This is a genomic window from Sulfuricurvum sp. RIFOXYD12_FULL_44_77, from assembly GCF_001830725.1.
GTDB lineage: Bacteria > Campylobacterota > Campylobacteria > Campylobacterales > Sulfurimonadaceae > Sulfuricurvum > Sulfuricurvum kujiense_A.
This window is the reverse complement of the sequence record NZ_MIBU01000245.1, coordinates 1-11,138: the sequence shown is the minus strand read 5'-3', so window position 1 is coordinate 11,138 and position 11,138 is coordinate 1. Positions and strand designations below refer to the sequence as shown.

The 11,138-nt window shown below is 43.1% G+C and carries 12 protein-coding genes and 1 pseudogene; 2 read left to right on the top strand and 11 right to left on the bottom strand.

Going from position 1 to position 11,138, the window contains the following annotated elements; translation table 11 throughout:
- The 4 genes from hypD to A2517_RS08755 form a co-directional block, all read right to left on the bottom strand.
- A partial coding sequence (gene hypD / locus A2517_RS08770; RefSeq protein ID WP_294896160.1) for a hydrogenase formation protein HypD occupies positions 1-962 on the bottom strand: 962 nt, incomplete at its 3' end.
- Between the two features lies 1 nt (position 963).
- Positions 964-1,254 (bottom strand): HypC/HybG/HupF family hydrogenase formation chaperone, encoded by a 291-nt coding sequence (locus tag A2517_RS08765; protein ID WP_294896158.1) that lies wholly within the window; start codon positions 1,252-1,254, stop codon positions 964-966.
- Positions 1,255-1,256: 2 nt separating this feature from the next.
- The gene (gene hypB, locus A2517_RS08760; protein ID WP_294896156.1) at positions 1,257-2,054 is read right to left on the bottom strand and encodes a hydrogenase nickel incorporation protein HypB; all 798 of its coding nucleotides are present in this window, start codon (positions 2,052-2,054) and stop codon (positions 1,257-1,259) included.
- A gap of 111 nt (positions 2,055-2,165) precedes the next feature.
- Positions 2,166-2,807 carry a hypothetical protein gene (locus tag A2517_RS08755; protein WP_294896154.1) on the bottom strand — a complete coding sequence of 214 codons (642 nt, stop codon included), beginning with the start codon at positions 2,805-2,807 and terminating at the stop codon, positions 2,166-2,168.
- Positions 2,808-2,935: 128 nt separating this feature from the next.
- On the opposite strand from A2517_RS08755, the gene A2517_RS08750 reads away from it, so the two are divergent.
- Positions 2,936-3,628 carry a transposase gene (locus A2517_RS08750; protein ID WP_294896152.1) on the top strand — a complete coding sequence of 231 codons (693 nt, stop codon included), beginning with the start codon at positions 2,936-2,938 and terminating at the stop codon, positions 3,626-3,628.
- A gap of 11 nt (positions 3,629-3,639) precedes the next feature.
- On the opposite strand, the gene A2517_RS08745 is transcribed toward A2517_RS08750, so the two are convergent.
- From A2517_RS08745 to A2517_RS08735, 3 genes are all read right to left on the bottom strand, one after another.
- Positions 3,640-3,933, bottom strand: coding sequence for a type II toxin-antitoxin system RelE/ParE family toxin (locus tag A2517_RS08745; protein ID WP_294896150.1), 294 nt, complete (start codon positions 3,931-3,933; stop codon positions 3,640-3,642).
- Positions 3,934-4,158, bottom strand: a complete 225-nt coding sequence (locus A2517_RS08740) for an addiction module protein (RefSeq protein WP_294896148.1) — start codon at positions 4,156-4,158, stop codon at positions 3,934-3,936.
- A gap of 96 nt (positions 4,159-4,254) precedes the next feature.
- Positions 4,255-5,433 (bottom strand): tetratricopeptide repeat protein, encoded by a 1,179-nt coding sequence (locus A2517_RS08735; RefSeq protein WP_294896147.1) that lies wholly within the window; start codon positions 5,431-5,433, stop codon positions 4,255-4,257.
- Between the two features lie 52 nt (positions 5,434-5,485).
- Here A2517_RS08735 and A2517_RS08730 point away from each other — a divergent pair, with 52 nt between their 5' ends.
- Entirely contained in the window at positions 5,486-6,604 is a 1,119-nt protein-coding gene (locus A2517_RS08730; protein WP_294896145.1) for a polysaccharide deacetylase family protein, read from the top strand.
- Between the two features lie 29 nt (positions 6,605-6,633).
- Here the strand turns inward: A2517_RS08730 and A2517_RS08725 are convergent, their stop codons facing one another.
- The 4 genes and pseudogenes from A2517_RS08725 to A2517_RS08710 all read right to left on the bottom strand — a co-directional run.
- Positions 6,634-7,164 (bottom strand): HyaD/HybD family hydrogenase maturation endopeptidase, encoded by a 531-nt coding sequence (locus tag A2517_RS08725; RefSeq protein ID WP_294896143.1) that lies wholly within the window; start codon positions 7,162-7,164, stop codon positions 6,634-6,636.
- Positions 7,164-7,721, bottom strand: a complete 558-nt coding sequence (locus tag A2517_RS08720; RefSeq protein WP_294896141.1) for a hydrogenase maturation protease — start codon at positions 7,719-7,721, stop codon at positions 7,164-7,166. The genes A2517_RS08725 and A2517_RS08720 overlap by 1 nt, the downstream gene beginning before the upstream one ends.
- Positions 7,711-9,963 (bottom strand): carbamoyltransferase HypF, encoded by a 2,253-nt coding sequence (gene hypF / locus A2517_RS08715; RefSeq protein WP_294896139.1) that lies wholly within the window; start codon positions 9,961-9,963, stop codon positions 7,711-7,713. The genes A2517_RS08720 and hypF overlap by 11 nt, the downstream gene beginning before the upstream one ends.
- Positions 9,947-11,138 (bottom strand): annotated as a pseudogene (locus A2517_RS08710) (hypothetical protein); the annotation flags it as partial. The pseudogene A2517_RS08710 and the gene hypF, both read right to left, overlap by 17 nt.

Genomic DNA, 11,138 nt, shown 5'->3' with positions numbered 1-11,138 from the left:
TTGTGATCGTTGATCTCCTCTTTTGGCAGTATCGCATCGTAAATCTTCTCGGCATTGTAGCGATCATACTCCGGCTTTAGACCCATCCCACTTTGGGGAATGTCGCCTAGACCGCGCCAGCGAAAGTCCACTTTTTGAAAATATGTATCATTCAACGCTTGGGCTTTGAGGTTCCCCTCTCTCGTCACGGCACGTTTGTACTCCACTTCGAGTTCACATCGATTTTCGATAAATTGTTTGACGATCATACTGATCGACTGCATCACGTCCACCGGCTCGAATCCGCTGACTACGACGGGTTTTCCCCAATCACGTGGGAACTCTTCGTAGATTTTGCTTCCGCTGATAACGCTGACGTGGGAGGGTCCTAAAAACGCATCGATAATACACGCTGAGTCGCTGATGAGGGCGCGCATCGGTTCGGGTACGGTGACGTGGTTGACGTGCAAGAGGATGTTTTTAATATCCTTTTTTATCACCGTGTCCAAAAGGGCGGCGGTCATCGGGGTCGTCGTCTCAAAACCGATGGCAAAGAAGATGACCGTTTTATCGGGGTTCTCTTGGGCGATTTTGAGACAATCCAGAGGCGAGTAGACGAAACGGACATCCGCACCCTTGCTTCGTGCATCTTGCAGAGAGCCGTTGCTTCCGGGGACTTTGATCATATCGCCCAGCGTCACCAAAATGACGTTTGCTTGCTGACTCAACACATAGGCATGGTCGATCCGCTCTTTGGGCATAATGCACACGGGGCATCCCGGCCCGTGAACGAATTTAATGTTCGAGGGCAAAAGTTGCAAAATACCGTATTTCATGATGGTGTGGGTATGCCCGCCGCACACCTCCATGATATTGATAGGATGGGGAAGTTTTAACGCATCTGCGGCGATGATCTTCGCATACGCTTTTATTGTGTCCGCATCTCGAAAGTCATCATAAAGATTTTTGAGTTCCAGCCCCATTTCAGACTCCGCCGTTCGGACAGTTAGCACTCTCTTCTATGGCAGCAAGCCTCTCTTGTTCATCCATAACGTCCAATATTTCCCGATAGACTCTGAGCGATTCGAGGGCATCCTCTTCGTCGATTTTATTCATTATAAATCCGATATGGAGCAGTACGTAATCACCGATAGCGACTGTGCCCTCTTCCATAAGATCGAGTCCTGCAGTACGCTGAACCCCCATTGTATCGACGGTTGCCGTGTTCGTTTCAAGATCAATTTTGACCACTTTTGAGGGGATGGATAAACACATAATTAGCTTCTCATCTTTCGTTTAAATTCGATCCATTCGATCACCCTTTTTACGGATGCGTCATCATTGATGTTGACTTCCAAAATATCGACGTTCGGTTTGATCTTTCGCGCTTCCGCTTTTTCACGTTCGATATCGTATTTGAAATGGGGGAGAAGATCGGTTTTCGTGATCAGGATGAGATCAGCCGCTCTAAACATCACCGGATATTTGGCGATTTTGTCCTCCCCCTCAGGGATGGAAACAAGGACGATATTGAGATGTGATCCCACATCGTAGCTCGCAGGGCAAACGAGGTTCCCGACGTTTTCGATGAAACAGACGTCTAAATCAGCGATTGCCAAATCGTGCAATCCCTTATGAACCATGAACGCATCCAAATGACACGCACTTCCCGTCTGAATCTGCACCGCAGGAATCCCTTTGGCGATGAGACGATCGGCATCGCGCGATGTCTCCAAATCCCCCTCGATCACTCCAAATTTAAAGGGTGAAATATCTGCCATCGCTTCAAGGAGTGCCGTTTTACCGCTTCCGGGAGAGCTCATCAAGTTAATTGCCAATACTCCGTGATCGTTGAAATGTTCTCGGTTATGGTGCGCTTCATGGTCATTTTTGTCTAAAATCTTTTTGATGACGTCGATCGTTTTTTTATCGTTCAACTGAGGGTTGTGGTGCAGTGTCTCATGCGCCGCCTGATGGGAATGAGAATGATCATGATCTCCGTGATCGTGATGATGCGTGTCGTGGTCGTGGTGATGATCGTGATCCGTAATGGAACATCCGCAGTCTTTACACATTATTAAAATCCTCTACATAAATATTGTTTTAAACGCCAAAGGAATACATCCCTTTGGCTACGCTAGCCGCTAAGGCACTAAAGCTTGCCTCCTACGAGGCAGATGATTATTTTATGCTAAAAGCATATTGCCGCCAACTACAACGGAAATAGCCCCTACCGTTGCAAACGCACGGCGAACATTTTTGATATTGGTGAGTATATCTTTATTGATCCACATTATGACCCATCCAAAACTCAAAAATACGACCATTACACCCAAAATAAAGGCAAGAATCATCGACCCATCAATACTTTGCCCCTGCATCATCCCAAGGGTTACCAACATTCCGCGTACCCCGCCGATCCCCATCAAGACACCGATACCGAATGCTGATCCGCTTCCGCCTGAGGATTTATGTTCATGTTCTTTTCCGAACCAAATATGAACATGCTTTTTTCCATCGTGAATATGGGAGTGCAAATGGATTTTGTTGCTGTACACCATATACAAAAGATAGAGTCCTATAGATAATATAACGCTTGATGCGATCACATCCCCATACGCGGTTACACTCTCCGGAATAGAAAAATGTTGAAGGAGTTTTGCAAATATAAAAAGCATCAATCCATGTCCAACGGCAAAAGCACCTACAATCATAAACGTTTTTTTTGCCTCTTTTCCAATCGAAAAATCGGCAATAGCACTCAAATGGTCAGGCCCGAATGCGTGTAATATTCCGTACCAAAAAATGATCATCAATCCGATTTCCATGTTTATTCCCTTTTATGAATCATCATTCAGAAGTAACAATTATAGATATTTTCCGTAAAAAGAACCTAAATCTTCTCGTTTCTTATATATTTTTAGAACTTAACCGATGTTACGCTACACTATTCTTTATGAAAAATTCTATTCCTTGTATTTACTGTCATCATCCCCTCTATCAGCTAACTGACGGGATGGTCAAGTGCTCTGTCTGTAAAAAAAAATACAGCCCGATGCGTGTGGATCAAATCAAATCCTTGATTCAACTCTTCTGCCATGATGAAAATGCCCTCGCTACTTCTAAAACTCTCAATCTCAGTTATGTAACAACACTCAAGTACTATCAAAAATTCCGCCATCTAGCGGCTGAATATTGTGAAGCTCAATATGAAACTTTTCGCACGCAAGAGTCTCAATATGAAGAGTACCTCTACCTCGAAAAGTCCAAACGACGTGATAAAACGGCTATATTCGACTCCCATAATTTTTTGACATTCGGATACGGTAACTATGTTTACACACTTCTCATGCCCTCACTCGGGATGTTCAAACAGCAATTTGTCGAAGATAACCTTGAAGAAGTCTATTCAAAAGAGTTTTCAAAATTTATGCGCACCAGCAAAATTATCAAAATATCCGAGCACGACAATGCTATCACGAAGTTTTGGCACTATTTTGAACAGTTTATTACTAGTTTTAAAGGGGTAAGTAATGACCACTTCCCCTACTATCTCAAAGAGGCGGAGTTTAAGTTCAATACCCCTCCTTCTGAGCGTTCAAAGATTTTAGAACAACTCTATTTTCGCCCTAACGGCTCGGATACTTAAACACTTTACTTTTATAATCTATCTTGCCAGTATCCGGGTTTACGGCTATTATGCATCACGGCAAGTACAAAAATCGTATCGTTAGTTTCTTTATAAATGACAGAAAATGGAAAATGGGGTAAAACATAGCGGTGGAATTCATATTCAAAAGGAGACCACATCTGCGGAAAGTGGCTGATTGCTTCATAGGAGTGTTCTAATTGGGAAATAAATCTATCCCCTAAACCGATTGAGCACTCTTCATACCACGCATACGAGCCTTTGACATCGATACTTACATCAGGATGAAAGCGCAATGGCTTCACTCAAGCACCTAAAATCTGATTTTTTATGCTCTCCCAGCTTACCGATTGGACGTCACCATTTTCCAAGGATTCGAAACGTTTTTTCGCTAGTTCCGCCCACTCAGTTTGGGCATCAGCATCCTGTATGGTATCCAAGGAGGAGATCAAGTATTGTGCAACGAACCCTTTTTCATTAGGAGTAAGTTCCCGTAAATCCTCAATCGCTTTATTCATTGCAATTGTCATAGTGTCACCTCGTGTGTGTTGACATCATTATATCAAAACTTCATTTTGGTAAATCTCATATTTTATTACCCTAACGGCTCGGGTATTTAAACGATGTTAATGTAATTTCGCTTGCATTCGAGCAATTCCTTGACGATATGCCGGATGCTCCTTTTTAGAAAGGGCATTTCGGTAATTATTCAACGCATCCTGCCATTGAGATCTACTTTCATAAATTTTCGCAATATTATAATAAGAGCTTGCCTGTACTGTATTTTTCGTGCTTCCATTGGCCAATTCAATCGCTTTTCGATTTGCCCATAATGCTTCTGCTTCGCGACCTAATTTTTGATACGTCAATCCCAAATTACTGTATGCTTGACCGTAACTAGAAGAAATATTGATTGCATCTTGGTATAAATACATAGCACTTTCTAGATTTCCTCGATGATATTGCTGTTCACCTTGTTTATTCAGTATTTCTGCTTGAGATAAATCAGATCGAGAAAAGCTATTGGATGTCTGAAAATTTGACATACTTAACATACCAGTTAAAATATTTTTTACTCCCTCTGAATTATCTGATGTACCAATATAACTGTTTATATCATGAAATATTCCATTTTCATCGATACCGAATACAACCCAAATATTACCAATATGATGAGGGATTGTATAATAAGTACGAACCAGTGTTTGACCTATATACACGTTAACAGTTGCTCCTGAAGAACTCAATCTGCTCGATGTAGGATTGGAGTTCTCCGAATAATTATGAACAGCATAAATATATTTTTTACCGACTTGTTTTTTCTCAATTGTAATCGTTTCAGGACCAAAGCTATCCGTATCATCAACATCTAAATTTGCTTGGCTACCTACTTGTGATCCAAAAAAGATATGATTTTGCGGATAAGACAAATGCGAATCTAAATCAACTGGATTGTGTCCCCATGTTAAAACAACGCGTAAACTATCTAAATTTTGCATATTTGGGCTAAGAGCATAGGTTAAGCCATCACAAGGACATTTAGCAACTAAAGTAGAAAAACCGGGCTTTTTGATCAACATCATCGTATCTGATGCGTCAATACCACGATAGCCACCATAAAAGACCTTACCTTGTTCATTAGAAACCATCTTAACTGATGTCTCTCCCGTTTTTTGAAATATCACTTCCGCATTTGCGATAGGGGTATCTTTCTTTACAGCAGATAAAATTTGGATCTCTTTTGCTCCACTATTCATATAAAACAGTGATAATGTTGTAAAAACCAAGGAAGACAATTTAATCATAATAACCCTTTTATGTGTTTTTTTGTATTATACACAATCAAAAAGGAAAAATATGCGATTTATTTCTTGTATTTTATTTTTTTCTATTACTATCCATGCTTATGGTCCTGAAAGAATAGCTACTTTTGATAGAACACTTTGGCCTTACTCTATTCATTCAAAAAGTTCATTTGACAATGCCTCACGCAACGAAATCATCAGTTATGTTCGTAAAATCAATAGCATCAACCTTTCCGATACATCATCGATAGTAGCATTCACATCTGTGAAAAATGTCAATCTTCCTTCTGTAACAAAATGGCTTTCATTTACTCAAAATAATTTAGTACATAATTTCAAACAAGCACAAAAAAGTTGCGCTGATAAAAAAGAGCTTTGTCAAAATGTCAATAATTGGCAAGAACTCTCAAATCTATCTCTACAATATAAACCGGATCAAAAGCTCTCGTCTTGGTATAACGCTTCTCAAACTTTTTTCTCTTATTATCTTTATGAACAAGTAAGGTTAGCGACTCTATTTCCCAGAATTACCTCCGAGATTGACACCCTCGATGAGAGAGAACTACAAGGATTTGATTATCCAGATGGTCAATTTCTCTTGACCTTTGATGATGGTCCAAAATATTCACAAACACCACAGGTAACCGACCAATTACGCAAACTTAATATCAACGGAATATTTTTTGTATTGGGAGAAAATTTAGAAGGGGCACTGAAAACGCATGGAGCTAATGAGATTAAACAACTTTATAGCGATATGTGTGTCGGTTCTCACGGCTATGTTCATACGCCACATCCAAAACTCGAAAATTGGTCTCAACTCTACGATAAAACACGTAGTATGATTACTGATAATCAGTTACAAGGTACATCAAAAAATTATGTGTGGTTTAGACCACCTTATGGTCAACGCCAACAAGCATTAGTCGATAGACTCTGGAGTTTGGGAGATAGAGTCATGCTATGGAACATTGATTCTCAAGACTGGAACCAAAAATTAACGACAAAACAAGTACAAGATCGAACCATCACCCTCATGCTTTTGCATCGAAAAGGGATTATTTTATTCCATGACGTTCATCCTAAAGCGGTCGAGGTAGTGAAGAATTTAGATACGCTCCATCGCGATCATATTACCTCATGGGTAAATTGTACAAAGATGGAAAAATAGTTCCCTCTTAGAACAACTCTATTTTCACCCTAACGGCTCGGATATTTAAAATCCTCAATAATCTCTAATAGGCTCGTATGTGTCTCGTTGGGTGTCGCATCAATCTCTATAGTTTTAAGATAGTTAATAACTGTATTTATATAGCTATTAAAGTGTTCGCTCAACGTATCGCTCAGCCTCATATGAAACGTGATACTTTTGGGAATGATCCCGATAACGTTTGATTCAGGCAACGGATGTCCCATCAACTCGATCATATCCAGACACTGCATCACCCCCACTTCATGCGCTCCACCGCTGTTCAACCCGTAACCGCTGAGTTCATAGGAGGGGATATTGTAGATACTTCCCGCCTCATCGTCAAGATTGATCGTATCGAGGATAATGATACGCTCGTGTTCCATAAAGAGGTTGAGGAGATTGATCCCCTCGACTCCGCCATTGATGATCTCTATGTCAGGGGTGAACGTATAGTTGGCGTTTAGATAGGCACACGCATATATCCCGACACCGTCATCCTCTTCAAGCACATTTCCGACACCCAATACGACACTCGACATCAGAAACCTTTGCCGTGCTCGATACTCGGATTGGCAAACTGCTCTAAAATCTCATCCAAACTCATCACATCGATTTTACGCTTCGCTGTGATACCGCATTTTTCCAACTCTTCGACTATCACATCAATATATCTCTCCCAATGTGCACGGAGTGCGGGGGTAACATCGACACAGACACTGATAATGTCTTCGGGAACAATACTGATCATCGTCGTATCGGCACAATGATTGGCCATCGAGCAGATTTGAAGCATTTCGGTAATCTCCACTTCGTTCGCCGTTTTTTTGATCCCTTGGTTAGCTATCAATTCTTCACCGCTGAGAACGGTGATCGTCCCTATCGCTTTGTCCTCATCAGAGCTGGTGTTGGCAATGAGTACAACCTCATATTCCTGCAACAGCGGCATCAATCCAAACCCCAGCGTTCCGCCGTCAATGATATCCAATGCAGGTTCATACGTAAAATTTTCTTTGAGATATTTCCCTGCGTAAAGCCCGATCCCCTCATCCATAAAAAATGCGTTTCCCGAACCGATTAAGGCTACTTTAGCGTCCATTATCTTCCTTTGTGTTGTGTAATGCATAATAAAGCTGCCCTAAAGCGATAGAGCCGTCATTGATCGGCGTTTGCTGTTGGGCATAAAATCGTCCCTCTCCGAAACGGCGATAGAGTCGGCTCATCAAAGCACGGTTTTGAAACACGCCTCCGCCGATAACGATCGGTAATTCGGGATATAGATGTGCAAAATGCTCCATAATCGTTTCAATGGTCGAGAGGAAACGGCTCGCAATCTGGGTTTTATCCCCTTGGAGGGAGATGATCTCTTTCACCATCGCAGAGACATCGATCACACCGTTTTCGATCTCAAAAGAAAATGGCGTGACAACGGAATCATCAACAAACGACTCCATCATCATCCCCCCCTGCCCCTCGTAGTCCAGACTTTGAACAAATCCGCCCAATGATGCTACCGCATCAAATAAGCGTCCTATCGAACTACTGCGCGGAGCATTGATATTTTTACTCCACATATGATGCAAGGTTCGGATTTCATGAGGTAAAAACGCTTCTACTGTAGGCGACTTCATGTTCAGCACCTCATCAAGACTATAGATATCAAACAACAACGATAACCCAATCCGACGGGGTTCTTTGATCGCTTTATCTCCGCCTAAGAGGGCAAACGGTTTTAGATGTCCGATCCGCTCAAAAGCGTGTACATCGGCAACCATCACCTCTCCACCCCATAGGCTTCCATCCTCTCCATACCCCGTACCGTCATACGCGAACCCAAGCACTTTTTCATCCATACCGTACTCCGCCATACACGCCAAGATATGGGCGTAATGGTGCTGAATTCCGTAGTGCTCTCTTTTTTGCGTCAGTGCATAGGCGCTCGAAGCGTACTGAGGGTGAAGATCATGTACCAAAAGTGAGGGTTCTACGTCATAAAATCGTTTAAAGGTCTGCACCGTCCGCTCAAAATAGCCATCGGCTTCCACACTTCCCAGATCACCGATATGGGGGCTGAGGATCATGTTCTCTTTGACTCCCAGTGCAATGGCACTCTTTTGATGGGCACCGAGGGCTAAAACCGCTTTGTCGGTAGGGTGTTGCAAGGCAAAGGTATGGGGTGCAAACCCACGACCCAGACGCAACATCACCACCCGATTCCCTGCTATCTGGATCACCGCATCATCGAGGGCATTGATGATGGTACGATCATGATCGAGTATACCGTCCACGACATGAGCTAACCGACCCACTATCTCAGAAGAGCGGATCATAATCGGCTCATCACTGATGTTGGCACTTGTCGCGACGAGGGGAAAATCGATCGATTCAAACAACAACCGATGCAGCGGCGTGTAGGGAAGAAACACTCCCAATCTCTGAATATGAGGGGCGATGAGAGAGGAGAGGTGGTTCGTCTCTGATTGTGCATCAACGATCACGATAGGCTTGATAGAACCCGTGATGTGGCTTTTTTCCACCTCATTGATCGATACATACGTTTCGAGTTGCTCCAATGAGCCGAACATCACCGCGAGGGGTTTGGATTTACGGTGCTTGCGCAGTCGCAGTTTCGCAACGGCGGTATCCGAAGTAGCATCGCACATCAGATGAAATCCACCCAGCCCTTTGAGGGCAATTATTTTTCCCTCTTTAAGCATTTCAACGGCAAGCGCAATGGAATCTCCCTCTAGCATATTTCCACTATTATCTAAAAAGGTAAGCTTAGGACCGCAATTAGGACAACTGATAGGTTCAGCATGGTAACGGCGGGAAGTCGGATCATTGTATTCTTCTAAACACTCAGGACACATCGTAAAATGTTTCATCGAGGTACGGACACGATCATACGGCGGGGTTTGGATGATGGTATAACGGGGGCCGCAATCGGTGCAGTTGATAAACGGATAGCGGTAACGGCGATTGGCGGGATCATCCATTTCGGTTTGGCATGCAAGACAAAGTGCACTGTCGAGAGGAATCGCAACAGACCCTAACCCCAGAGTACTCTCTCGAATTTCAAAACCCGTATACGCAGCAGATTCGCACGGCTCGATCTCCATCGAGTCGATGCGGGCTTGGACGGGAAAATTTTCTCTCAGTGCTTTTATAAACTGCTCACAATGTTTCCCGTGCGCTTCGATCACCACCCCCTCAGGAGTATTACAGACAAACCCTGTAATTCGGTAACGGAGAGCTTCACGATAGACGAACGGTCGAAATCCGACCCCTTGCACTATCCCTTTGACAATGATACGGACACTCGTGCTATAAAAAGACTCCACCGACAACGCAATTTTCCTTCCCGATCGGATAACTCATATTCATTAGCACTGTAGACGCTTTCAGATTCCTCTGCAATCGGCTAAAAAGGGATTGTCCGGCAAAATACGATCCGCACAACACGATATCGTTTGCTTTCGTTTTACCTTTGATTTCATTTAACAGTTCACTGAAATAATCACCGAAAGATTCGAAGATAGAATAGCTCAGATAAACTGAATCGACACCTGCGAGACGATAACTAATAATGCTCGATAAAAAGGCGAAATGATCAAAACGGTTATCTTCGACTTTGGTATCGATCTGTAAACCACCCTTGCCGATAAATTTCAATGCCTCTTTCATCACCCCGCTAAAACTTTCCTCTTCCAACCCCAAAAGTATAGCCGTCGCATCAAAAAGATTCACATCACTGTTCTCGATTCTCACAAGGAGCGCATAGAGTTCAGGGTGATGTTTCTCAACATTACCGATCAGGCGATCCGATCCCTCACGGAGTGTTTTCAAAGCGTCTATTAATCCGATGGGGCTAAAGTGCTTCGGCGGAACGACACGAATCACTTTTTTACCGTCATAATAGAGAAAAGAGGGTTCCCCCTCGAAATAGGCACCGACCACTTTGGTTCCGAATTTATTGTGCTCGGCAATAACCGACATAAACGAAGCCTCATCCGGAGCCATGGTATGGAAATTGCCCGATTCAACCGAAGGTGTTTCGGTTTCAAGCTGATTGACTTTGGTAGTGGAAGCAAACGTGAAGCGCCCCATTTGATCAAACAGCATCCCTTTTGCATCTTTGATCCCGACCAAACCGTGAGCGATACTGAGTGTATCTCTTCCATAAGGGAGGCGAGAGGGGAACGAGACCCGCTCACCCGAGGTGATAAATTTGATATCTTTATTGATGAAGAGATGCATATCGCTCTGATAATTGAGTTCCAAATCAAACTCCATCACAAAATCGGCTTCCGCTGCTCTCTCAAGTGCCTCATACGCGATAAAATCAACCCCCAAAAGGGTAAGCTCTTTGGCGAGTAGAATCGAAAATCCCTCATCGGGGTATTTAACATCGATGGAAGTTCCGAAGGTACTGCGCAGTGTTTCATCTTTGAGGGCAACATGCAGAATCGGACGCTCGATACTGAGGAGTGCGTTAAATTCATCGTTAATGAGAGAG